Here is a 22,671-nt window from a genome sequence, read left to right on the forward strand (position 1 = left end):
CGTCGCGAGCCTGATGATGTTCGTGTGGCCACTGCTGGTCCGCGTGGAGTCGCAGTCGACGCAGCACGGCACGGACGCGCCGTTCGTGTTCATCGGCATCCTGCCGATCCTGATCATCGTGGTGCTGGCGGAGCTGTCCGAGGGCGGCATGGACTCCAAGGCGCTCGCGATGCTCGGGGTGCTGTCGGCGGTGAACGCCGCCCTGCGTCCGCTGGGTACCGGCACCGCGGGCATCGAGCTGGTGTTCTTCCTGCTCGTGCTGTCCGGCCGGGTGTTCGGTCCGGGGTTCGGTTATGTGCTGGGCTGCACGTCGATGTTCGCCTCGGCGTTGCTGACGGCGGGCGTCGGGCCGTGGCTGCCGGCCCAGATGATGTGCTCGGCGTGGATCGGCATGGGCGCCGGGCTGCTGCCGCGGCGGGTGCGCGGCAAGGCCGAGATCGCGATGCTCGCCGGGTACGGCATCGTCGTGGCGTACCTGTTCGGGTTCCTGATGAACCTGTGGTTCTGGCCGTTCATCACCAACGCCGACGGCCACATCTCCTATGTGCCGGGCGCCCCGGTGCTGGAGAACCTGCACCGGTTCGTCGTCTACACGCTGCTGACCACGACCGCCGGGTGGGACACCGGCCGTGCGATCACCAACGCCGTCGCCATCCTCGTGCTCGGCCCCGCGGTGCTGACAACGTTGCGTCGCGCGTCCCGCAAGGCATCGTTCGCCTCAGTCCGGTAGCAGCGGCACCGAGAAACCCGTGTCGCGGCCGAGCAACGCCGCTCGGGTCACCGCCGACGTGCCGAAGCGGTCCCGCACATGGTCCAGCGCCGTGTCCAGCGCGCCCGGCTCGTGCTCGTCGAACGGCAGCATCAGCTGGATCGCGTCGTCGTTGCCGAGGTTGGCCAGCGACACGCCCAGCAACGTGATGCCGCGGCTCGTGATCAGGGGCATCGCGGCCGCGAGCAGCAGTCTCGCCGTCGTCAGCAGTACCTCGGTGTCGTCGGTCGGATGCGGCAACGTGTGCGACCGCGTCGCACGGGTGAAGTCGGCGAAGCGCAGGCGCAGCACCACCGTCCGGCACCCGCGGTGAGCGGAGCGCAGGCGGCGCGAGGTGCGGTCGATGAGTGAGGCGAGGATGGCATCCAGATCGTCCGGCGTGCGCGGTTTGCGCCCCAGCGCCCGTTGCGAGCCGATCGAACGGCGGCGCCGGCCCACCTGCACCGGGCGCGGGTCGCGGTTGTGCGCCAACGCGTGCAGGTGCCGGCCGGCCCCGGTGCCGAGCATCGCGACCAGCACGCTCTCGCCCAGACCCGCGACGTGGCCGACCGTGTGGATGCCCCGGTCGTGCAGCTTCGCGGCGGTCACCTCGCCGACACCCCACAGCCGCTCGACCGGCAACGGGTGGAGGAACTCCAGTTCCCGGTCCGCGGGCACGACCAGCAGCCCGTCGGGCTTGGCCACCCCGCTCGCGACCTTGGCCAGGAACTTCGTCCTGGCCACCCCGACGGTGATCGGCAGGCCGACCCGCTCGAGCACCTTGGCACGTAGCTGCGCGGCGATCAGCTCCGGCGGGCCGACGATCCTGCCCAGGCCGCCGACGTCCAGGAACGCCTCGTCGATCGAAATGCCCTCGACCAGCGGTGTCGTGTCACGGAACACCTCGAAGACCGCCTTGCTCGCGGCCGAGTACGCCTCCATCCGCGGCGGCACGACGATCGCGTGCGGACACAGGCGCAGCGCCCGCGCACCGCCCATCGCGGTGCGCACCCCGAGGCGTTTGGCCTCGTAGCTCGCCGCCAGCACCACGCCACCACCCACGATCACCGGGCGGCCCCGCAACCGCGGGTCGTCGCGCTGCTCGACCGACGCATAGAACGCGTCCAGGTCGGCGTGCAATATCGGCGTAGTGCTCACGAACATATGTTCGCATCGACCGTCGTGGTGTGCGGAAACTTTCTGGCGTTGAATGAGGCGATGCTGGACCTGAGCCCGAAGCCGGGTGACCTGGAGCCGATCGAGACCGCGTCGGTGGACGAGCTACGCGCGGTGCAGCTCGAACGGCTGCGCTGGTCGGTCCGGCACGCCTACGACCACGTGCCGCACTACCGCGCCGCGTTCGACGCGCGAGGTGTCCACCCGGACGACGTGAAGACGCTGGCGGACCTGGCGAAGCTGCCGTTCACCGCGAAGGCGGACCTGCGCGACAACTACCCGTTCGGGATGTTCGCCGTGCCGCGCGACGAGGTGGTGCGCGTGCACGCGTCGTCGGGTACGACCGGCCGCCCGACCGTGGTCGGCTACACCCGCGACGACCTGGACATGTGGGCGAGCGTCATGGCACGAAGCATCCGCGCCGCGGGCGGCCGGGCCGGTCACATCGTGCACAACGCCTACGGCTACGGCCTGTTCACCGGTGGGCTCGGCGCGCACGCCGGTGCGGAACGACTGGGCTGCACCGTGGTTCCGGTGTCCGGCGGCATGACTGAACGCCAGGTCCAGCTGATCCGCGACTTCGAGCCCGACATCATCATGGTCACCCCGTCCTACATGCTGTCGATCATCGACGAGCTGGAGCGGCAGGGGATCGACCCGCGTGCGACCTCGTTGAAGGTCGGCATCTTCGGCGCCGAGCCGTGGACCAACGACATGCGCCTGGAGATGGAGCGGCGCCTGGACATGCACGCCGTGGACATCTACGGCCTGTCCGAGGTGATCGGGCCCGGTGTCGCCAGTGAGTGCGTGGAGTCCAAGGACGGCCTGCACGTGTGGGAGGACCACTTCTACCCGGAGATCGTCGACCCGGTCACCGGCGAGGTCCTGCCCGACGGCGAGGAGGGCGAGCTCGTCTTCACCTCGCTCACCAAGCAGGCGATGCCGGTCATCCGCTACCGCACGCGCGACCTGACTCGCCTACTGCCGGGGACCGCGCGCACGATGCGGCGCATCGAGAAGATCACCGGCCGCACCGACGACATGATCATCCTGCGCGGCGTGAACCTGTTCCCGACGCAGATCGAGGAGCTGATCCTGCGGGTGCCCGAGCTGTCACCGCACTTCCAGTGCGTCCTGAGCCGCACGGGCAACCTGGACGACCTGACCGTCGTCGTCGAGCACCGGGAGCACGCGGTCGCCGGCGACGCGGGTGCCGTGCTGCAGCGGCTGGTGAAGAACTCGATCGGCGTCACGGTGGCCGTGGACGTGGTCGGACCCGGTGGGATCGAGCGGTCGGTGGGCAAGATGAAGCGCATCGTGGACCGCCGGCCGAAGCGTTAGCCCAGTACTCGCAACGGTGTTCCGGCGGCGAACGCGTGGATGTCTTCCACGGCCTCGCGGAAGTAGGTGCGGTAGTTGCCGTCGGTCACGTAGCCCAGGTGCGGGGTGGCCAGCACGTTGGGCAGCGTGCGCAACGGATGGTCCGCTGGCAGCGGCTCCTGCTCGAACACGTCCAGCCCGGCACTGGCGATCCGGTTGGCGCTCAATGCCTCGATCAACGCGTCCTGCTCGACGATCGCCGCACGCGAGGTGTTGACGAGGAACGCGCTGGGCCGCATGTGCCGCAACGCGTCGGCGTCGATCAGTCCGCGGGTGCGGTCGCCGAGCACGAGGTGGACGGACACGACGTCGCTCTCGGCGAGGAGCTTCTCCTTGCTCGGCGCGAGCCGGACCCCTTCGGCGTCCGTGCGGTCCGCGGTGAGGTTCTGGCTCCACGCCACGACGTCCATGCCGAACGCTGCACCGACCCGCGCGACCTTCACCCCGATCTTGCCGAACCCCAGCAGCCCCAGCGTCTTCCCCGCGAGACCGGTGCCGATCGTGCTCTGCCACGGACCGTTCTCGCGGAAGGAGTTGTTCTCCCGCACCAGGTTCCGGGCGAGCCCGAGAATCAACGCCCAGGTCAGCTCGACCGGCGGCTCCGACGTGCTCGCCGTGCCGCACACGGTGACCCCGTTTGCACGGGCGGCGTCGAGGTCGATCGACGCGTTGCGCATGCCGCTGGTGACCAGCAGCCGCAACGCCGGCAGCCGTTCGAACAACGCGGCGGTGAACGGCGTGCGTTCCCGCATGATCACCACGACCTCGGCGTCGCCGATCGCCTCCACCAGGGCGTCGCCCTCGAGGTGCTCACGGCAGGTGGTGACGTCGATGCCGCTCCAGTCGGCCAGCTCCGTCGCCACACCCTGGTAGTCGTCCAGCACCACGCACCTCATGATCGCCACTCTACGTTTTGACACGATGGTCCGGTGATCTTTTCCAGGCTGGTCGTGCCGCTGCTGAGCATGTGGTTCTTCGGAAACCTCTACGAGCAGATCGTGTGGAATCCGCAGCTGCCGGCCGACCCGCGGCCGGGCTCGCTCGTCGGCGTGTTCGCCGCGGGCAGCCCGATCTACTACTACCTGCCATGGGGTCCGCTCGGCGTCGTGCTCGCGGTCGTCACACGTGCTCCGTGGCCGGCGCTTGGGTGTCTCGCGGTGTCGGTCATGGCGAAGATTCTGCTGATCACGCAGGTCAACCCGGTGTTCCGCGACGCCGCCGTGACCCGAGCCGTCGTGCACGACCACGCCGTGCTCTGGGCGTTCGGCAACGGCGTCGTCGTCGTCTCGGTGGCGGTCGCGATCCTGCTGATCCAGCGCGCTCGGCCGATCGGCTCTGCCCGCCGATGACCGGCCGTGGAACCGTTGGTAACCATGGGTTACGGAAGAGTCCTGGTCTTCACCATCGCCCTGGCGACACTCGCCATCCCGTCGGTCGCGGCACCCGCCGAGACCGAGACGGCCGCCTACGCCGTGAGCGGCGTGCGGACCGTCGAGCAACGCGGCCAGATCACCCGCATCGGTGCCGCGATCGATGTTGTCGAGGAGCACGGGGTCGTCGTGGTCACCGCGACCGCGGCCGAAGTCCGTGCCATGAAAGTACAAGGGTTCGGCGTGCAGGAGGTGCCCAAGCGCACCGACAAGGCGGCGGCGCCGTTCGACTTCCCGCCGAAGGACGCCAACTACCACAACTACGGGGAGATGACCGCAGAGATCAACCAGGCGGTCGCCAAGTACCCGAACCTGATCACCAAGACCGTCATCGGCAGGTCCTACCAGAACCGCGACATCGTCGCGCTCAAGATCAGCGACAACGTCGCGACCGACGAGAACGAGCCCGAGGTGCTGTTCACCGCGCACCAGCACGCGCGCGAGCACCTGACCGTCGAGATGGCGCTGTACCTGGTCAAGCTGTTCACCGAGAGCACCGAGCCGCGGGTGCGCGACCTGGTGAACACCCGCGAGATCTGGATCGTGCCCGACGTCAACCCTGATGGCGGCGAGTACGACATCGCGACCGGCAGCTACCGGAGCTGGCGCAAGAACCGGCAGCCGAACGCGGGGTCCACGGCCATCGGCACGGACCTCAACCGCAACTGGTCCTACAAGTGGGGCTGCTGCGGCGGTTCGAGCGGCAGCCCGAGCAGCGACACCTACCGCGGCGCGCGGGCCGAGTCGGCGCCCGAGGTGAAGGTCGTCGCGGACTTCGTGCGCGGCCGCGTCGTCGGCGGGAAGCAGCAGATCAAGGCTTCGATCGACTTCCACACCTTCAGCGAGCTCGTGATGTGGCCGTTCGGCTGGACCTACGACGACGTCGCGCCCGGCATGACGAAGGACCAGCGGGACACGTTCGCCACGATCGGGCAGTCCATGGCCCGCACCAACGGGTACACGCCGCAGCAGGCCAGCGACCTCTACATCACGGACGGCTCGATCCGCGACTGGCTGTGGGGCTCGCAGGGCGTCTTCTCCTACACGTTCGAGATGTATCCCGGTTCGAACGGCAGCGGCGGCTTCTACCCGCCGGACGAGGTGATCCCGGCGCAGACGGCGCGCAACAAGGAGGCCGTGCTGCAGCTGCTCGACCGGGCCGACTGCCCGTACGAGGCGATCGGCAAACAACAGCAGTACTGCTCGAACTGATCGGCCGGCCGACGCCGGAATTCCAGCCGCATGCTGGAATTCCGGCGTTGCGTATCAATTCGCAAATGTCGGACAGGTCGAATTTTCAGAATGTCTCGGATAGTCGCCGGGTCGGCACCATGGTGATAGTGGTGCTGGACGCATTCGCCGCATCCATGGATTCCCTGCCCATGTCCTGAACTGAGGAGTAGTAATGCGGCTCAAGGTGTTAAGTGTGATTATCGGAGCGACCCTCGCGGCCGGTCTCGGCGCAGCCCCGCCGTCCCAGGCGAGCGAGCCGTCGGACGTGAACGCCAACATCATCGGTGGTACGACCGTTCCGGAAGGAGGCGCCCCCTGGGGTGCGCAGGTCAACTCGGGCGGCTTCTGCTCGGGTGCCGTGATCGCCCCCCTGTGGGTGCTCACCGCCGCGCACTGCGGTCGCGGTGGCAGCGTCAAGGTGGGTAGCCAGAAGCTCGGTGCGGGCACGAGCATTCGGGTCGTGCAGGACTTCACCAACGGCGACATGGCGCTGAAGAAGCTGGCCTCACCAGCCAATATCGCCAAGTACATGCCGTACTCGGCCACGGTCCCGCCCATCGGGGCCACCGTGCAGATCTACGGCTGGGGCGGCATCGGCGGACCGGGTAGCCCGCTGGCCAAGTCGATCAAGACCGCGGACGTGCGGGTGGTCGCGACCAGCGGAACGATCAACGTGGCTCCCGGCAACGGCCAGGCCTACAAGGGCGACTCCGGTGGCCCGGTGGTCCACAACGGCCGCGTGGTCGGCACCTGCACCGGCCCGATCGGCGGTGGCGACCCGTCGAAACTGACGGTGAGGTACCAGAGTGTTCCTCAGCGTGCCGCCTGGATTCAGCAGACGACCGGAATCAAGCCCGCCGCGTAATTGCACGACGTTTTCTGTCATTAATGCAACAGAATATGGTTCGGTTATTTCGCCGGGATCGCGAGCGCCAGAGTGAGTTCGAGGACTCGTTGTGGCGAATCGAGATCCGGGAAAAGGTCGCGCAGTAGTCCCATGCGGTACCGCACGGTCTGAGGATGTACGAACAGGGACGCTGCCACGTCCTCCCTGCGGCCGTGGTGCAGCAGCCACGCCCGCAGCGTCTCCTCCAGCCGTCGCGCGGAGTTGGGCCGCAGGTCCCGTAGTGGCGCGAGGGCGCGTGCGCGCAGGTCGGCGTACGCGTCCTCGTCGGCGCTCAGGACCAGGTCGACCAGATGGTCGTCGGTGTCGCGGATGTCCGGGGACAACGCGCGCGCCCGCACGGCCCGCGCGTAGGACGCCGACGCCCGCGTCCACGGCCGGCTCGGTCCGACGACGGCGGCGCGGTCGGTCAGCTGCCGCAGGAGATGTGCCCGATCGGCGTCGGGCACCAGCAGCACCGCGGTGGCGTCCGGCAGGTCGTCGAGCACCAGCGTGCCGGGGTCGAGCAACCGGTACGCGGGGCGGGCCTGCGCGGACGGCAGCAGAACCACGGTCAACGAGCCGGGCGGGGACCACTTGGCCTGGTCCGCCGCGGCGAGCAGCGTCTCCTCACCGGCGCCGGCCAGCAGTTTGCGTGCGAGTTGTTCGAGGTCGCGTTCGTGCGCCCGGCCCCGGACGGCCAGCTCGTCGGCGTGCCCGGCGGCGCTGGCCGCGGACAGCTCGTCGATGTAGGCGAACGTCAGCTCGGCGAACTTCGCCACCTCCTCGGCCGGCAGGCCCGCCGCGACCGCTCCGGTGGCCAGGCCCCGCCACGCCACCCGCGCGCCGACCCGGTACGCGCTGAGCAGGGCGTCCATCGAACGGCCGTCGCGCACCTCGCCGCGGCCGAGCTCGTACGCGGCCTCGCCGGCGTCGCCTCCCGTGGCCAGGCCGCCGGCCAGGTCGAGGTAGTGCCCGAGGGCGGTCCGCACCGCCCGGCGGATCGTGGCGCCCATCCGCCCCTGCAGGGCGTTCGCGTAGCTCGGCACCTCGTCGATGATCGCCTCGACGACCTCGTCCGCGGTCACCTTGAGCACGGCCCGCAACGCACTGACGGTCGTCTCATTCAGGGCCAGCTCAGCTGCCCCTCGCACGGTTCGGCTCATGGTTTTTGTTCCTCGCGAACAAGATGTGACCTACAGATTCACGTCCTACGGTCAGGACTTTACGCCAGGACACAAAGCAAGCTGGAGTCATGACGAACACCGCCCTCCGCAGCAGGGCGTGGAAACTGCTGGAGCTGGTCACGACGCCACTGCTGCCGTCGGACTACCTCGACCTGGTGAACCCCCTCCGGGCAGGTGCCGACCTGCGCGGCCGCGTCGAGGCCGTGCACCCCGAGACCGGTGACGCGGCCACCATCGTGATCAAGCCGGGCCGCGGCTGGCGCGGACACGTCGCCGGGCAATACGTCCGCGTTGGCGTCGACGTCGACGGCGTGCGCCTGTGGCGGGCCTACTCGGTCACGTCACCGCGCGACCGCGCCGACGGCCGCATCACGATCACGGTCAAGGCGATGCCGGACGGCAAGGTGAGCAACCACCTGGTCCGCAAGATCAAGCCGGGCACGGTCATCCAGCTCGACCAGGCGACCGGCGACTTCGTGCAGCCGGCCGACAAGCCCGCCAAGGTCCTCTTCCTGACCGCGGGCAGCGGCATCACACCCGTCATGGGCATGCTGCGCGACAGCTCGTTCGACGACGCCGTCCTGGTCCACTCCGCGCCGAAGCCGCAGGACGTGATCTTCCGCGCCGACCTGCACGACCTCGCGGCCGACGAGGCGCTGCGCCTCATCGAGCTGCACACCGACACCCAGGGCATGCTCGACATCGCCCGCCTCGACGACCTGGTGCCCGACTGGGCCGAGCGCGAGACCTGGGCGTGTGGCCCGGCCGGCCTGCTCGACGCCGCCGAGGAGCACTGGGCCAGGCACGGCATCGCCGACCGCCTGCACACGGAACGGTTCCGCCCGAGCGTCGTCGTCGCCGGTGACGGCGGCGAGGTCACGTTCAGCACCACCGGCAAGACCGTCGACGCCGACGGCGCCACGCCGTTGCTGGACGTCGGCGAGGAGGCCGGCGTGCTGATGCCGTCCGGCTGCCGGATGGGCATCTGCTTCGGCTGCGTCACGCCACTGAAGGCCGGCGCCGTCCGCGACCTGCGCACCGGCGAGATCACCGAGGCCGAGCCCGGCGTCCTCATCCAGACCTGTGTGTCCGCCGCGGCGGGCCCCTGCGACATCGAACGTTAGGACGACATGACCGCCATCGACCCCACCGCCCACCTGACCGCCGCGCAGATCGAGGAGCTCGGCCGCGAGCTCGACGCGATCCGCGACGAGGTGATGGCCAGCCGTGGTGAGCGCGACGCCGCGTACATCCGCAAGGTCATCTCGGTGCAGCGCAAGCTCGAGCTGGCCAGCCGGGCCGTCCTGCTGTTCTCGCTCTTCCCGCCCGCGTGGCTGATCGGTACCGCCGGCCTGTCCGTGGCGAAGATCCTGGAGAACATGGAGATCGGCCACAACGTCCTGCACGGCCAGTGGGACTGGATGCGCGACCCGAAGATCCACTCCACCACGTGGGAGTGGGACCACGTCTCGCCCGCCGACCAGTGGAAGCACTCCCACAACGAGCTGCACCACACCTACACCAACGTGATCGGCAAGGACAACGACCTCGGCTACGGCATCATGCGCGTGGACGAGGACCAGAAGTGGCAGCCGATGCACCTCGGCCAGCCGCTGTGGAACTTCATCAACGCGTGCTTCTTCGAGTACGGCATCGCCGCGTACGACCTCGAGCTCGGCAAGAACCTGCACAAGCGCCGCCGCAACCGCCCCGAGTTCCGCGCGCGGGCCAAGGCGGTCGGCCGCAAGATCCGCAAGCAGGTGCTCAAGGACTACGTGATCCACCCGCTGCTGTCCGGCCCGTCGTTCCTCACCACGCTCGCCGCGACGTTCACCGCGAACCTGGTCCGCAACCTGTGGACGCACTCGGTGATCATGTGCGGTCACTTCCCCGAGGGCGTGCAGGTCTTCGAGCGGCGCTCCATCGAGGGCGAGACGCGCGGCCAGTGGTACCTGCGGCAGATGATGGGCTCTGCGAACATCAGCGGCAGCAAGCTGATGCACATCATGACCGGCAACCTGTCGCACCAGATCGAGCACCACCTGTTCCCCGACCTGCCGAGCAACCGGTACGCCGAGGTCGCGGTGAAGGTGCGCGGGCTGTTCGACAAGTACGAGCTGCAGTACGTCACCGGGTCGCTGCCCAGGCAGGTGTTCTCTGCGTGGCGCAAGGTCTTCCGCCTCTCGCTGCCGAACAAGAAGGTCAAGACCCCGGAGCCCGAGCGGGAGCTCGTCGCCGCCTGAAACCGGTAATTGTTCGGACCTTTCGGCCGTACCGGCGACACCGCCGGATTCGGTGAGATCCGTTCGTAGGGCCCGCCCGTTGTATCCCTGCTGCTGGACCGGGCCCTCCGACGGAGGATCTCATGCGAAGGGTCATCCTCGTCGCGGCCACCCTGCTGACGGCCGCGACGATCATCACGCCCACCGCTCACGCGGCGCCTGCCGCGATCACCGAGACGGTGTATGTCGAGTCCACAATAGACAGTGACACGGACGGCAAGCCGGACCGGATCGCCGCGGACGTGATGCGTCCGGACGCGGCCGGGAAGGTGCCGATCGTCATGGAGGCCAGCCCCTACTACGGGCTGGGTGAAGAGCTGGCGACGAACGCGCCGCGCGGCTTCAAGCGGTGGTACGACGAGTACTTCGTGCCGCGCGGCTACGCCGTGGTCGAGGTGGAGATGCAAGGCACCTCGCGCTCGACCGGCTGCCCGACCACCGGCGGCCCCGAGGACACCGCGAGCGTCCGCGCGGTCGTGGACTGGCTCAACGGCCGCGCCAAGGCGTTCTACGCCGACGGCCGGCCCGCGGTCGCGAGCTGGAGCACCGGCAACGTCGGCATGCTCGGTGTCTCCTACAACGGAACCCTGCCCAACGCCGCCGCGGCGGCCGGCATCCCCGGCGTCAAGACGATCGTGCCGATCGCGGCGATCTCCAGCTGGTACGAGTACTCCCGCGACCAGGGCATCGGCTACAGCGGCCACACCAACAACTACGAGACCTGGCTCGCCAACTACGTGATCAGCGCCGCGCAGAAGCCGAAGTGCCAGGCGGTCCTCGACCGGCTGGCCCGCGAGGACGGCGACGAAAGTTACGACTACTCCGCCTTCTGGAAGGCCCGCGACTACCGCCGGACGGCCCAGAACGTGACCGCGTCGGTCTTCGTCGTCCACGGCCAGGCCGACTGGAACGTCAAGACCTCGCACTTCGGCCGCTGGTGGCAGGAGCTCGCCGACCGCAACGTGCCGCGCAAGATCTGGCTGCACCGAGGCGGCCACCTGGACCCGATCTCGATCCGCCAGGCCGAATGGCAGCGCGTGATGGGTCTGTGGATGGACTACTGGCTCAAGGGCATCGACAACGGCATCATGCGCGAGCCGATGGCCGACATCCAGCGCCCCAACGGGTCCTGGGAGCAGCACGCCTCCTGGCCGCAGCCGGGCACCAAGGACACCACCCTGTTCTTCGGCCCGGCGGCCGGCGGGTTCGCCGGTTCGCTGACCGCCGCACCCACCGGTACCGGTCAGACGCAACGCCTGGCGGACAACACGAACCTCACCGAGTCCGCCATGATGGCCAACCCCGAGGTGCCTGACGCGCGCCGGCTCGTCTACGTGACGGCGCCGCTGAAGCAAGCCGCCAGGCTGTCCGGCGAAGTCCGCCTGACCGCCCGAGTCGCGTCGAACCGCGCCTCGACTCCGCTCACAGCGTTGCTGGTGGACTACGGTCCGAGCACCCAGGCCACGATGACCGACCGCACGCCCCTGCAGTTGTCGACCGAGACCTGTACGCAGTCGGACCTGCGGGACCGCACGGGATGCGCCCGGCCGCCCAAGGTCTCGGTGCGCGCGGTCACGGCGACCATGCTGTCCCGCGGTGCCATCGACGCCAAGAACCGCGAGTCGCTGGAGGCACCGATTCCTTTGCCTGCCAATGGAACCGTGGACGTCACCTGGCGGATGCACGCCAAGGACGCCGTCATCCCGGCCGGGCACCGGATCGGCATCGTGATCGTGACCAACCACAGCGGCTACATCGGCCGGGACACCGGGGCCGCCGGCCTCGCGCTGGACCTGTCGTTGGGCATCAGCAAGGCCGTGCTGCCGGTCGTGGGGGGAGTGGTGACCACCTGACGCCGGGCGCCGCCAGTTCCGGGCACCGATGGAGCAACGGGTAACATCACTCGTTCGCTGTCTTGTGGACGCCTCCGGCCTCGCCGACGGTCAACCCGTTGCCGAGAGTCGGAGGCTGTCCCGGTGCGGAACCTGTTGAGCCGGGTGAACTCCACGACCGCCCTGCTGGCGGCGCTCGCCGCTACGCTGGCGTTGACGGCGGTAGCGATGTCCGGGCGGCTCAACGACTTTCGAGCCGCGCAGGTCGCCATCGACGCGGTGTCGGACGCTCAGGACGTGCAACGGCAGATCCATGACCTGCAGCGCGAACGCGGCATGGAAATGCTGGCCGCGGCGACGGCCGGCCGGTCACCGCCGACGGCCGAGTTCCAGGAGGTCACCGACCGCATCTCGTTGCTCGGCCAGCAGATCAGCGGCTTCGACCGCATCGGCGACCCCACGCTGCGGCAGGCTGTTCGCGCGCTCGAGACGGTGGCTCACATCAAGGAGGCGACGGCGCAGCTGCGCGGCCTGCTCAGCGGCGTGTTCGCGGCGGGAACCTTCACGGCGGACGAGGCGACCCGGTTCGTCGCCATCCGCACCAACCGGCAGGACCGCCTCGCGGACTTCGACCGGTTGACGACCGGCGACCAACGGGCCGTACTCCACTCGGTTCTGGACAGCGATGCGGCGGCGGAGGCGGGTGGTTACGAAACCCGCGCGCTGCACGCGCTGCACGACCAGGGCCGGCTGGAGGTGGATCCCAGGGTTTGGTGGAACGTCGCCACCAAGGTCGTCGATGAGCTGCGGGAGGCGCAGATGTCGCTCGGCCGCACCATCACCGAACAAGCACAGCGGCTGCAAGGCGCCTCCGCACGCGGCCTCGCGTTGTGTCTGGCGGCCGGGCTGGCAACGGGTGGTGCGGAGTTCCTGCTATACACCCGGCGCGGGCGACGGCGACAGCCGGTCGATCCGGGCACGACGCTGCTGACCGGCGCGACCGCGGGGGAGACGTGGCAGCTGTTCGCCCGCGAGGCGGCCGGCCTCACGAGTTCGGCGGGTGTGGTGGTCCTGAGGTCGGAGGGGTCCGCGCGATCGCTGGTCGCCTCGGCGGGCCCGGCCGCCGAGGAGTTGGAAAGGCTGTGGCCCGCCATCGAGGACAGTTGGGTCACGGCTGCCATGGCCGGTGATGTGCCGTTGGTGCTGGACGATCTGGGCGACCGGCTGCGGGGTTCGTTCGGGCCGGCGGTGCTGGTGCCCCTGCGCGTCGGGGCGGGCGTTCACGCCTTGCTGGTGTGCGTCCGAGAGCCGCAAGCCGCTCGGTTCACCGACGAGGAGGCCGACGACGCGGCCGCGTTCGCCGATCAGGCCGCGCGTGCGGTGATGGTGGCCGAGAACCAGGAGGCGCAGCGCAGGAAGGACGTGTTCGCCGACCGCGACCGCATCGCCCGCAATCTCTACGACCGGGTCATCCACGCGATCGTCGGCATGGGGATGAACCTGGAGGGCGTGCTCAGCGCCATCACGGACTCGCGCGTACGTATCCGCGTGTACAACGTGATCGCTCAGCTGGACCGGACGGTGCGGCAGTTGCGCGCCATGGTGTTCGAACTGCAGGACGTGGACCCGACGGAGTCGTTGCGCCATCGGCTGGTGAAGGCCGTCACCGAGCTCGTCGACGGCGACGACATCATCCTGGAGGTCAGCATCAACGGCAACGAGAAGGGACTCACTCCCGCCGACGTGGTAGCCGCCATCGAGTTGGTGGTGCGTAACGTGGTCACGTCCGCACTTCGGCGGGCGAGCCCTGCCGAAGTGGACGTGACGATCGACTTCGGCCAGGTGCTGAGAGTCGTGGTGTCCCATGACGACACCGGCGCACCGGGCCTCGGACGTGACGAGATGGTCGACCTCAGGAAGAGCGTCGCCCTCCTCGGTGGGGTCCTGTCCGAATCCGTTGACACGGAAAGGGGTCTCCGGTTGATCTGCGAGTTACCCCTGCCCCCGTCACCCGAGTGATCAGCCGGTCTCGTCCTCCGCCGCGAGCAGCTCCTGCAGTTCCCGCACGGCCTCGGTCAGCCGGTCGGCGAAGCCGTACATCTGTTCCGACACGGCTCGCGGCGTGCTGAGGTAGACGTTGAAGCGATCGGGCAGCAGCACGTAGGCAACGCCGATGCACTTGTTGCTCGTCGCACCGAAGCCGAAGTACTGGATGTTGACCGACGGCGCCGAACTGGTGCTCAGATAATCGTCGCGCATGATCAGCCAGCCGGGCGTCTCGTACAGCGAGAGCGGCTCCGTCACCCCCAGCTCAGCACCGCGCCGCTTCTGGATCAGCTGCAGTTCCCACAGGTGCTGCTCGGGCGCGTCCCCGACCGAGCACTCCCTGGCCCGCTCGATGTGCTTGTTCGCGGCGGCTCGGAACGCCGCCCTGCGGGTGGCCGCGTCCGTGCCGGGATCGTCCATAATGGACACGAACTCCAGCACCTCGGGCGTCACCACGCGCATCGCCTCGGTGCGACCGTTCTGGTACTGCCGGGTGGCGATCGACTCGTACGTGGTGCCGACGAGTCCCTTGGCCCGGTGGTGCGCCAGCTGGTACGCCATCTGCACGAAGCCGTCCGGTGACATCCGCAGCTCCTTGGCGCGGTCCCGGCCGAAGTTCTCGTACGACAGGGTGACCGTCGCGGTGTCCGCCGCGTATTGCGCGAACGCGCCGGCCGCCGCCTGCACGTCGTCGCGCAGCTCGTCGGAGAGCACGAACTCGATCGGCTCGATCGCGGGCAGACCCTGCGCCGTGGCACCCGACGTGCGGAGGTGCTCCTCGGTCGGCGTGCCCAGCATCGAGTCGACGAAGCTCAGGATGGTGGTGCCGTCGAGTTCGCAGTGCTCGACGTTGATGCCCGCCCGGCCGTCCGCGAAGACGATCAGCGTGACGGCCTTGTCGAACCACCGGTTGCCGCTGTCGCCGTGCAGGAGCTGGTCGCAGGCCGCGAGCGTGTCCGCCGGGGCGAAATCCTCCAGCGCCACGCAGAAGAGTGCGGTCTCGATGGTGTCGAGCGCCTCGGCGTTGCCCGCGAGAAGCTGCTGCCTGCTGGCCGCCCACTCGGCGCGTGCCTTGGTTGTGAGGTGCCCGGCCGGGTGCGTGGCCCGCACCGCGCCGGCCTTCGCGATCGCCTGCAGGCCACCGACGAGGTCGTCGATGTCGTGCGGCTGACCGTCCGGGCCGAACACGTCCATCCGGAAGGCGTTGCCGCGGAAGAACACGACGATGTGCCGGGCCGTGGACGGGAACTGCGTGCGGGCGGTGTCCTGCACGGCGTGGGGAATCCTGGTGGCGGAGAACAGGAACTTGTTCTGCACCATGGACTGCGGAACCCCGCGCTGCAGGATCGGTGGCACGAGCTCGGCGTCGAGCCGCACCTTGTAGGCGACGGCCGCGGCGATGAGTGCCGCCGCGCGCTGCTCCTGGCTCCGACCGGTGTCCTGGAACAGGAAGAAGAAGTTCGCGTTGAGCGCGATGCGGTCGCGGCGGCCCAGGTACCGGGTCGGCCAGAACTGGTCGAGCCAGCTGCGCACGCCGTCCTGCGCGTTGTAGTCCTCGAGCGCCGCGTGCAGCGTGCGGGCCGGGCTGTCCGGTTCGAGGAACTCCGCGACGGCGGACCTGGTGGTCTCCAGCTCGTCCGCGGTCAGCAGTGGGGCACACCAGCCGAGGAACCGCTCGCAGCTGTCCTCCAGCGTGGGCAGGGGCACGCGCGGCAGCCGGTCCTCGTTGCCGAAAGTACGCGTGGACCACACCTCGCCGTTGTTCACGGTCACCTCAGATTCGCCCGTTGGAAGGTTTCCAGGAAACGCGGGGCCGTGCCGTCGCGCGGACCCGATATGTGGAGCTGAGCGTAGAACCAGCCGTCGGTCTCCAGGCCGGTCGGATCAACCCCCACGCCGGACAGCGTGTCGAGCACGCGGGACTGCTCCTCGGCCGAGATGAACCGGCGCTGCCGGAACACGCCGTCGAGCCGGATCGTGTCGTACCCCAGGCCGGACAAGCGTTCCTCGATCGCGTCGAACGGGAACATCCTGAGCACGAAATGCGCCATCCACGGAGAGCGGTTGCTGCTGGCGACGACCCGCGACAGCGTGCTCGCCCCGACGTAGCCCAGGCTGCCGGTCGAGACGACCAGATCGGTGTCCGCCAGCCAGGCCTGCTGACCGGTCGTGGGTTCGGACCGTTCGAGATCGGCGTGCACGGTGTCGTCGAGGAACCCGGCCTGCCGGGCGTAGGACAGCGCGGGCTCCGAGATGTCGAGGCCCACGAACCGGGCGCGCGCCCCGGTCCGGGTACGGACCAGCTCGCGGTCACTGGCCAGCAGCGCGGCGCGGCTCAGGTCGTCGGCGTCGCAGTAGCGGTCGTACAGGTCGTCCATCGTCACGTCGCACCGCAGCAGCGCGGCGTTGATGCCGTAGGAGCTGCCGATGTCGACCACCTGTGGCGTGTCGACCTGTCGTGCCTCGCGGTACTCGTCGATCAGCGCGGCGAAGTACGGCTTGGCCAACTGGGGGATCTGGTAGTCGAGGCCGCGCAGCGCGGAGAAGTACGCGCGCGGATCGGGCTGGGTGTAGATGTGGTCGAGCGTCACTTTCCCAGTGGCGTCGAATCGCACGTGTCTCCCTAGTCCAGTCGTTCGTCGACCCGCACGGCGTTGTCCTCCGCCGCGAGGTGCTCGGGCAGCACCCGGCCGAACAGCTGCCGCGTCCGCGCCACACTGCCGATGACCCCCGGCCGCTCGCTGTAGGCGAAGATCACCGTGTGCCGCGCCCGGTCTCCGTGGACGGTGCTCACCTGGTGCAGTGAGTATCGGCCCTTGAACAACTGGAGGTCGCCGACACGCAGCCGCAGCCCCCGAACGAGGTCCTCACCCCGTCCGGTCAGCACCGCCCGCACGTCGTCGAGGTTCTCCGTGGCGGCCGACCGGATGTTCGGGCAGTATTGGAACTCGCCGCCCGCCTCCGGCTGCTGGGTCAGCATGCTCACGGTGAACTCGTTGGTGTCGAAGTGCCACGGATGCGCCTTGCCGGGCGGAATCACGTTCAGGACGAGACCGGACAGCGGGTCGGCCAGTTCGTGCAGTTTCGGCAGCTCGAAACAGGCGGCGACAAACCGCTGGAACACCTCGCTGGTGTAGAGCCGGTGGATGATCGCGTCGCGGGGAATGCGGTCGCGCGCCACGAACGCGTTACCGCGTTCCATTGTGATGCGACCGGGGTGGTCCGCTGGCAGCGGCGTGTCGATGGCGATGTTGTACGCGTTCACCGTCTCGACGTCGTAATACGCCAGGGGAGCGATGTCCGCGCATTCCCGGCGCAAGTCCGCGTGCCTGGCCGGGAGAATGAAATCGGGCAGGACGGTGCAGCCGACGGTGTGCAGTTCCTGGCGGGTCCGCGAAACGACGTCTTCCCACGCCGCACTGCCCGGTTCGGTCAGCGGATAATCCGCCACGTTGACGACGTCGTCGAACATCCCACCTCCGTTGTCGGGGATTGAGACAGTCTGTTCAACTGAATCGACACCGCGAAGCCATTTGTGAGATGAGCCACGACGCGCATTCGGCGGTATTCAATTACTCCATTCCCGGCCTACCCGTCGTCGGGGATCACCTGACCGTTACTACGAACAGGTGATGTTCAGGGTTTGCTTGGACATCTGACCGCCCGCGCACGGCATACCGGGTGGACGGTGAGCCGGGGCCCGGTGGAGTGAGGTGATCGTGACCAGTGCGAGTGCTCGCGGCCGGCTGGATGGCGACCTCGTCGCGTTCCACGATCTCCACCGCGTGAAGTTCTTGCAGTATGCGCCAGTTGCGCGGCCTGTCCCGGCACGACGCGGAGGACGTGGTCAGCGAAACGTTCGTTGCGCTGTACCGGAGGCGTTCGGCGCTGCGGGCCGCCGAGGTCCCGGAGGCGTTCGCGTTCAAGGTCCTGGGCGACGCACTGAAGGACTTCTGGCGCCGACGAATCCGCCACCCTTCGCTGGTCGGCGAGATCGAGGACCGGCCCGTACCTGACGAAGTGGCGGGTGTCGTCGCACGGCTGGACTTCCAGCGCCTGTTGTCCGGACTGCCCGACCGGCAGGCGGAGTGTCTGGCGCTGTACGCCCTGCTCGAGTAGAAGACCGCGGACATCGCGCGGTACCTGGGCATCAGTGAGTCGGCGGTGCGGTCGAACATCTCCCTGGCCCGGCAACGACTCGAGGTCATGAGCCGAACGGAGGTGACGCGGTGACGTTCGACGAGATGGTGCGACGCGTCGCGGCCGATCTGGACGAGCGGTATGCCGACTACGACCTGGGCGCGGCCCGTGAGGACGTGGAGCGGCGCGTGTCCGCGAGCGAACGAACGCGGACGACCTTCGATAACTTCGTGATCGCGCAGCTGCCGTCGTTGCTGGCGTACGCGACCTCGCTGACCGGCGACCGGCATCTGGCCGAAGACCTGGTCCAGGATGTACTGCTGCGTGCACTGGAGCACTGGGATCGCATTGGCGGCGTCGACGCCGCTGACTATGTCGAGCGCCTGATGGCGGCCAGTTACCTGTCGCCACGCCAGCGTCAAGCAGCTCATGACACCGACGCTTCCGAGTCCGAGAGCCTGGACATCCTGCTACGGCGGATGGCACACCTGTCCGACGAACAACGGGCCGCCATCATGCTCGGCCTTGACGCCGCCGTTCGCAGCCACAGGCCCGGCTTCCGCGCGACAATCCGCCTCGGCGAGTCCGCGTCCAGGGCGGATCTGCCATGAAGGACACCGGCCAGGCGTACCCGCACGGCCTCGTCGGCTACGTGGTGGCCGACGACGGCCGCACCCGCAACGCGGTGCTGTTACTGCGCTGGGCCCTCGCGGGAATCGTGCTGGTCGTCCTGGTCCTGGCGGCCGCGGTCGTCGTACTCGCCGCGCACGCGCCGAGCGCCGCGTGGCTGTTCGGCGGGCTGTCCGCGGTCGCCTCCGGCGGCGTGGCCCTGAGGGCGCGCCGCCGGCGTTGAACGGCTCAGGCCTTGTCCCGCGCGGCGATCGCGGCGAGGTCGGCGACCCGGATGATGTTGCCCCCAGCACCCCAAGTGCCCTCCGGCTGCTCACGGAAGAGGACCCACACGCGGCCCGCGTCATCAGCGGGAAGTCCAGCCGCCGCAAGCACGAGCTGAGTCGCCTCCTCGACCAGACCGGCCTTCCGCTTGTCGGACAACGCACCCTGCGGCACGGTCACGTCCACCCGGAACCGGGGCGCGTCGTCGGCCAGCGTCGCCTGCGCGCCGGCGGGAAGCTCGTGCAGGTAGGTCCACGCGTTGGCGCGGAAGAACGCCGAGTCCGGCGCGCCCTCCCAGCGCAGCAGCGCGGCGGCGAGCTCGCTCTGGATCTTCTCGCGTCCGCCGGCCGTCAGTGCGCCCTCGGGTGCGGTCAACTCGATCATCGGCATGGCGGCTCTCCTTGGGTTATGACGGGTGTTATAACGAAACGTACGTTATGCTATGACGATCGTTATAGTCAACCGAGGACGCCCGATGACCCAGTCACGCCAACAGCTCGTCGCCGGAGCGGCGGACATGCTCCGGCGCCGGGGGCTCAACGCGACGAGCATCCGTGAGGTCGCGAAACACGCCCAGGCGCCGCTGGGGTCGACCTATCACTACTTCCCGGGCGGCAAGCAGCAGCTCGCCACCGAGGCCGTGCGCTGGGCGAGCGACACCGTCGCCGAAATCCTGCGCGCGAAGCTGAAGGCCGGGCCCGTCGACGGGCTGCGCGGGTTCCTCGCCCTGTGGCGCGAGATCATCACCGGCAACGACTTCGAGGCGGGGTGCACGGTCGTCGCGGTGTCCATCGAGGCGGACAGCACGGCACTCGCCGCGGCCGCCGACGCCTTCAGCACGTGGGAAGAGATCCTCGCCGACTCGCTGCGAAGCCACGGTGCCGAGAACGCAGAACAGCTCGCCACCCTGATCGTGGCGTCCGTCGAGGGCGCCGTCGTGCTCTGCCGCGCTCAGCGCAGCGCGGTCCCGCTCGAGCGCGTCGGCGCCCAGCTCGAAGACCTGGTGCGCGCGGCGACGCGCTAGCCCAGCACGAGGTCGGCCGCCAGGCGCATCTGGTGGTCGAAGTACTCCTCGCGCGCCTCGATCACGTTGTTGAGCTGACCGAACAACTCGAAGCTCACCGCGCCGAACAGGTGGATCCAGCCGACCGTGCCGCGGGCCAGCAACGCCGACGGCACGTCCGGCAGGGTCGACTCCCGCAGCCGGTCGAGGTCGGTCCGCACGCCGTCGGGCAGTGAGTCGGGACCGGGATCGCTGAGCAGGCCGCGAGAAACACCGTCCTCAAGAATCCGGATCAAGGTCAGCGGCGTCCGAGACGCGGCCGCGATCGTGTCCTGCGGCGCCGCGTAACCGGGCACCGGGCTGCCGAAGAGCAGCGCGTACTCGGCCGGGTTGGCCAGCGCCCACCGCCGCACCCCGTGGCACGCGGCCAGCCATCGGCCGCGCAGGTCCGCGCGGTCCTCGACCGTGTCGTCGGCCTGCTCGACCGCGGCGCCGAGCGCGTTGTAGGCGTCCATGATCAACGCGGTCAGCAGGTCGTCGCGGCTGGGGAAATACCGGTAGATCGCCGACGAGACCATGCCCATGTCCCTGGCGACCGCGCGCAGCGACAGGTTCGCGCCGTCGGAGGCCAGGTGCTTGCGGGCGATCGCCTTGATCTCGTCGATCATCTCGGCGCGGACGCGCGCCCGGATGGAGCCGGCTGCCATGGGCGAGATTGTTGCACACATTCGAGAGCACTGCTCTTGACTCGACGCCAAGCGGGTGCTCTGATGAGAGAGCACTGCTCTCGTCATGCAAGGAGTTCCCATGTCAACGCACGTGATCGTCGGCGCGGGCGCCGTTGGATCCGCCACCGCGACCCTGCTGGCCGAGCGCGGTGAGCGGGTTCGGATCGTGAGCCGCCGCGGCGCAGGCCCCGAGCACCCTGGGGTCGAGCGGATCGCCGCGGACGCCACCGACGCGGAAGGCCTGACCGGTCTCGCCGAGGGGGCCGTCGCTCTCTACAACTGCGCGAACCCGCAGTACCACCGGTGGCCGACCGACTGGCCTCCGCTCGCGTCGGCGCTGCTCACGGCCGCCGAACGCACCGGAGCGGTCCTCGCCACCACGAGCAACCTGTACGGATACGGCGAGGTGACCGGCCCGATCACCGAGTCGACCCCGCTCGCCGCCACGCACCCGAAGCTCCGCCTCCGCGCGGACATGTGGCGCGACGCCTTGCGTGCGCACGAAGCGGGCCGGATCCGGGCCACCGAGGTGCGCGGCAGTGACTACATCCAGGCAAACTCGATCCTGACCTTCGCGCTGGGCAAGCCGCTGCTCGCCGGGAAACGGGCCTACTCACCGGCCGCGCTCGACGTGCCGCACAGCTGGACGTCGATCAACGACGTGGCGGCGCTGCTGGTCGCCGCCGCCGGGGACGAGCGGGCGTGGGGCAAGGCGTGGCACGTGCCGACGGAGGCGCCGCTGACCATCCGTGAGCTCGCGACCCGGTTCACCGAGGCTGCTGGGGTCGCGGCGCCGAAGCTGTCGGCCATCCCGTACCCGGTGCTGTGGACGGTCGGGCTGTTCTCGCCGATGGTGCGTGAGCTTCGCGCCACGCACTACCAGTTCGCGCGGCCGTTCGTCCTCGACTCGACCGCGGCGACTGCGACGTTCGGCCTCAAGCCGCAGCCGATCGACGAGTCGCTGCGCGAGACCGCCCACCTGTTGTCCTAGTGGTGGCACGGCCGTGGCACATCCGCGTCACGCCGTTGAGGTATGGGAGACAAGAGGGGGAATGTTCGGCTGGTCGGCGCGGTCGCGCTGAACGGGGTGGAGGTGAGTGGCCGCGAGGCACGGACCTTGCTGGGGCTGCTCGGTGCGGCCGGAGGACCGGTCGGCATCGACGCGATCGGCGACGAGTTGCGGACGGACGTCGCCAGGGTGGTCAGGCGGCTGCGGGCCGAGTTCGGACCGGACGTGATCGCCGGTGGCCGGCGCGGCTACCGGCTCGGGGACGGGATCGAGGTGGACCTGCACCGGGCGGCCTACCTTGTCGGGCAGGCGGAAACCGCGCTGGGCAACGGTTTTCCGCACGCGGGGTCGCGAGCCGTCGAGCAGGTGCTGGAGCTGATCGGTGGCCGTCCGGTGCTCGCCGAGCACCCCAGGGCCGAGTGGGCCGAGCGGGCTCGCGCCCGGCAGGCCGAACTGCTGCGCCGGGCATGGCACACGGGTGCGAGTTGTGCGCTGCAGGAACGGGATCCCGCGCGGGCGCGGACGTTGGCCGAGGCCGCGATCGTCGCGGATCCGTTCGACGAACGCGCCTACGGCATCCTGACGCACGCCTGCATCGCCGCTGGCGAGCCTGCCGGCGCTCTGCTCGCCCATGAGTGCCTGCACGCCAGGCTCGTCGCCGAGCTCGACACCCTTCGGCGGGTCGCGATTCCGGCATGAC

24 protein-coding genes are annotated in these 22,671 nt (G+C 69.2%); 16 read left to right on the top strand and 8 right to left on the bottom strand.

Going from position 1 to position 22,671, the window contains the following annotated elements; all coding sequences use genetic code 11:
• Window positions 1-13 precede the first annotated feature (13 nt).
• Window positions 14-730: an ECF transporter S component gene (locus tag QSK35_RS37045; RefSeq protein ID WP_285752461.1), complete on the top strand. Its 717-nt coding sequence runs from the start codon at window positions 14-16 to the stop codon at window positions 728-730.
• Here the strand turns inward: QSK35_RS37045 and dinB are convergent.
• A complete protein-coding gene (gene dinB, locus QSK35_RS37050; protein ID WP_285752388.1) occupies window positions 719-1,912 on the bottom strand; it encodes a DNA polymerase IV in 1,194 nt (397 codons plus the stop codon). The genes QSK35_RS37045 and dinB overlap by 12 nt on opposite strands.
• A gap of 54 nt (window positions 1,913-1,966) precedes the next feature.
• Between dinB and paaK the strand changes: the two genes are divergently transcribed.
• Window positions 1,967-3,265 carry a phenylacetate--CoA ligase PaaK gene (paaK, locus tag QSK35_RS37055; protein ID WP_285752389.1) on the top strand — a complete coding sequence of 433 codons (1,299 nt, stop codon included), beginning with the start codon at window positions 1,967-1,969 and terminating at the stop codon, window positions 3,263-3,265.
• Here the strand turns inward: paaK and QSK35_RS37060 are convergent.
• A complete protein-coding gene (locus QSK35_RS37060) occupies window positions 3,262-4,200 on the bottom strand; it encodes a D-2-hydroxyacid dehydrogenase family protein (RefSeq protein ID WP_285752390.1) in 939 nt (312 codons plus the stop codon). The two genes, paaK and QSK35_RS37060, sit on opposite strands and share 4 nt — an antisense overlap.
• A gap of 33 nt (window positions 4,201-4,233) precedes the next feature.
• Between QSK35_RS37060 and QSK35_RS37065 the strand changes: the two genes are divergently transcribed.
• The 3 genes from QSK35_RS37065 (at window position 4,234) to QSK35_RS37075 (ending at window position 6,832) form a co-directional block, all read left to right on the top strand.
• The gene (locus QSK35_RS37065) at window positions 4,234-4,653 is read left to right on the top strand and encodes a hypothetical protein (RefSeq protein ID WP_285752391.1); all 420 of its coding nucleotides are present in this window, start codon (window positions 4,234-4,236) and stop codon (window positions 4,651-4,653) included.
• 24 nt (window positions 4,654-4,677) lie between these two features.
• A complete protein-coding gene (locus QSK35_RS37070) occupies window positions 4,678-5,946 on the top strand; it encodes a M14 family metallopeptidase (protein ID WP_285752392.1) in 1,269 nt (422 codons plus the stop codon).
• Window positions 5,947-6,160: 214 nt separating this feature from the next.
• Entirely contained in the window at window positions 6,161-6,832 is a 672-nt protein-coding gene (locus QSK35_RS37075) for a S1 family peptidase (RefSeq protein ID WP_285752393.1), read from the top strand.
• Between the two features lie 44 nt (window positions 6,833-6,876).
• Here the strand turns inward: QSK35_RS37075 and QSK35_RS37080 are convergent, their stop codons facing one another.
• Window positions 6,877-8,016 carry a PucR family transcriptional regulator gene (locus tag QSK35_RS37080; protein ID WP_285752394.1) on the bottom strand — a complete coding sequence of 380 codons (1,140 nt, stop codon included), beginning with the start codon at window positions 8,014-8,016 and terminating at the stop codon, window positions 6,877-6,879.
• Window positions 8,017-8,105: 89 nt separating this feature from the next.
• Between QSK35_RS37080 and QSK35_RS37085 the strand changes: the two genes are divergently transcribed.
• The 4 genes from QSK35_RS37085 (at window position 8,106) to QSK35_RS37100 (ending at window position 14,170) form a co-directional block, all read left to right on the top strand.
• Window positions 8,106-9,161, top strand: coding sequence for a ferredoxin reductase (locus QSK35_RS37085; protein ID WP_285752395.1), 1,056 nt, complete (start codon window positions 8,106-8,108; stop codon window positions 9,159-9,161).
• A 6-nt stretch (window positions 9,162-9,167) separates the two neighbouring features.
• Window positions 9,168-10,280, top strand: coding sequence for a fatty acid desaturase family protein (locus QSK35_RS37090; protein WP_285752396.1), 1,113 nt, complete (start codon window positions 9,168-9,170; stop codon window positions 10,278-10,280).
• A gap of 122 nt (window positions 10,281-10,402) precedes the next feature.
• Window positions 10,403-12,172, top strand: coding sequence for a CocE/NonD family hydrolase (locus QSK35_RS37095; protein WP_285752397.1), 1,770 nt, complete (start codon window positions 10,403-10,405; stop codon window positions 12,170-12,172).
• A gap of 123 nt (window positions 12,173-12,295) precedes the next feature.
• A complete protein-coding gene (locus QSK35_RS37100; protein ID WP_285752398.1) occupies window positions 12,296-14,170 on the top strand; it encodes a nitrate- and nitrite sensing domain-containing protein in 1,875 nt (624 codons plus the stop codon).
• Here the strand turns inward: QSK35_RS37100 and QSK35_RS37105 are convergent, their stop codons facing one another.
• The 3 genes from QSK35_RS37105 to QSK35_RS37115 are packed head-to-tail and all read right to left on the bottom strand — an operon-like array spanning window position 14,171 to window position 17,669.
• On the bottom strand, window positions 14,171-15,970 hold the full coding sequence (locus QSK35_RS37105) for a choline/carnitine O-acyltransferase (RefSeq protein ID WP_285752399.1): 1,800 nt from the start codon (window positions 15,968-15,970) through the stop codon (window positions 14,171-14,173).
• A complete protein-coding gene (locus QSK35_RS37110; protein ID WP_285752400.1) occupies window positions 15,967-16,812 on the bottom strand; it encodes a class I SAM-dependent methyltransferase in 846 nt (281 codons plus the stop codon). The genes QSK35_RS37105 and QSK35_RS37110 overlap by 4 nt, the downstream gene beginning before the upstream one ends.
• An 8-nt stretch (window positions 16,813-16,820) precedes the next feature.
• The gene (locus QSK35_RS37115) at window positions 16,821-17,669 is read right to left on the bottom strand and encodes a HalD/BesD family halogenase (protein WP_285752401.1); all 849 of its coding nucleotides are present in this window, start codon (window positions 17,667-17,669) and stop codon (window positions 16,821-16,823) included.
• Window positions 17,670-17,998: 329 nt separating this feature from the next.
• Between QSK35_RS37115 and QSK35_RS37120 the strand changes: the two genes are divergently transcribed.
• Genes QSK35_RS37120 through QSK35_RS37130 form a run of 4 tightly spaced genes read left to right on the top strand, consistent with a single transcriptional unit; the run spans window position 17,999 to window position 19,190 of the window.
• Entirely contained in the window at window positions 17,999-18,316 is a 318-nt protein-coding gene (locus QSK35_RS37120) for an RNA polymerase sigma factor (protein ID WP_285752402.1), read from the top strand.
• Window positions 18,317-18,328: 12 nt separating this feature from the next.
• Window positions 18,329-18,430, top strand: a complete 102-nt coding sequence (locus QSK35_RS42790; RefSeq protein ID WP_352244188.1) for a hypothetical protein — start codon at window positions 18,329-18,331, stop codon at window positions 18,428-18,430.
• On the top strand, window positions 18,427-18,948 hold the full coding sequence (locus QSK35_RS37125; RefSeq protein WP_285752403.1) for an RNA polymerase sigma factor: 522 nt from the start codon (window positions 18,427-18,429) through the stop codon (window positions 18,946-18,948). The genes QSK35_RS42790 and QSK35_RS37125 overlap by 4 nt, the downstream gene beginning before the upstream one ends.
• On the top strand, window positions 18,945-19,190 hold the full coding sequence (locus QSK35_RS37130; protein WP_285752404.1) for a hypothetical protein: 246 nt from the start codon (window positions 18,945-18,947) through the stop codon (window positions 19,188-19,190). Before QSK35_RS37125 ends, QSK35_RS37130 begins: the two co-directional genes overlap by 4 nt.
• Before the next feature lie 5 nt (window positions 19,191-19,195).
• Here QSK35_RS37130 and QSK35_RS37135 read toward each other — a convergent pair whose 3' ends face one another.
• The gene (locus QSK35_RS37135) at window positions 19,196-19,621 is read right to left on the bottom strand and encodes a tautomerase family protein (protein ID WP_285752405.1); all 426 of its coding nucleotides are present in this window, start codon (window positions 19,619-19,621) and stop codon (window positions 19,196-19,198) included.
• Between the two features lie 85 nt (window positions 19,622-19,706).
• On the opposite strand from QSK35_RS37135, the gene QSK35_RS37140 reads away from it, so the two are divergent.
• Complete coding sequence (locus tag QSK35_RS37140; protein ID WP_285752406.1) at window positions 19,707-20,255, top strand: TetR/AcrR family transcriptional regulator; 549 nt, start codon at window positions 19,707-19,709, stop codon at window positions 20,253-20,255.
• Here the strand turns inward: QSK35_RS37140 and QSK35_RS37145 are convergent.
• Entirely contained in the window at window positions 20,252-20,941 is a 690-nt protein-coding gene (locus QSK35_RS37145) for a TetR/AcrR family transcriptional regulator (protein ID WP_285752407.1), read from the bottom strand. The two genes, QSK35_RS37140 and QSK35_RS37145, sit on opposite strands and share 4 nt — an antisense overlap.
• Before the next feature lie 100 nt (window positions 20,942-21,041).
• On the opposite strand from QSK35_RS37145, the gene QSK35_RS37150 reads away from it, so the two are divergent.
• A complete protein-coding gene (locus QSK35_RS37150; RefSeq protein WP_285752408.1) occupies window positions 21,042-21,953 on the top strand; it encodes an NAD-dependent epimerase/dehydratase family protein in 912 nt (303 codons plus the stop codon).
• 42 nt (window positions 21,954-21,995) lie between these two features.
• On the top strand, window positions 21,996-22,670 hold the full coding sequence (locus tag QSK35_RS37155) for an AfsR/SARP family transcriptional regulator (RefSeq protein WP_285752409.1): 675 nt from the start codon (window positions 21,996-21,998) through the stop codon (window positions 22,668-22,670).
• The last annotated feature ends 1 nt before the right edge of the window (window position 22,671 follow it).

Source organism: Lentzea sp. NBRC 105346, assembly GCF_030269605.1.
Taxonomy (GTDB): Bacteria; Actinomycetota; Actinomycetes; order Mycobacteriales; family Pseudonocardiaceae; genus Lentzea.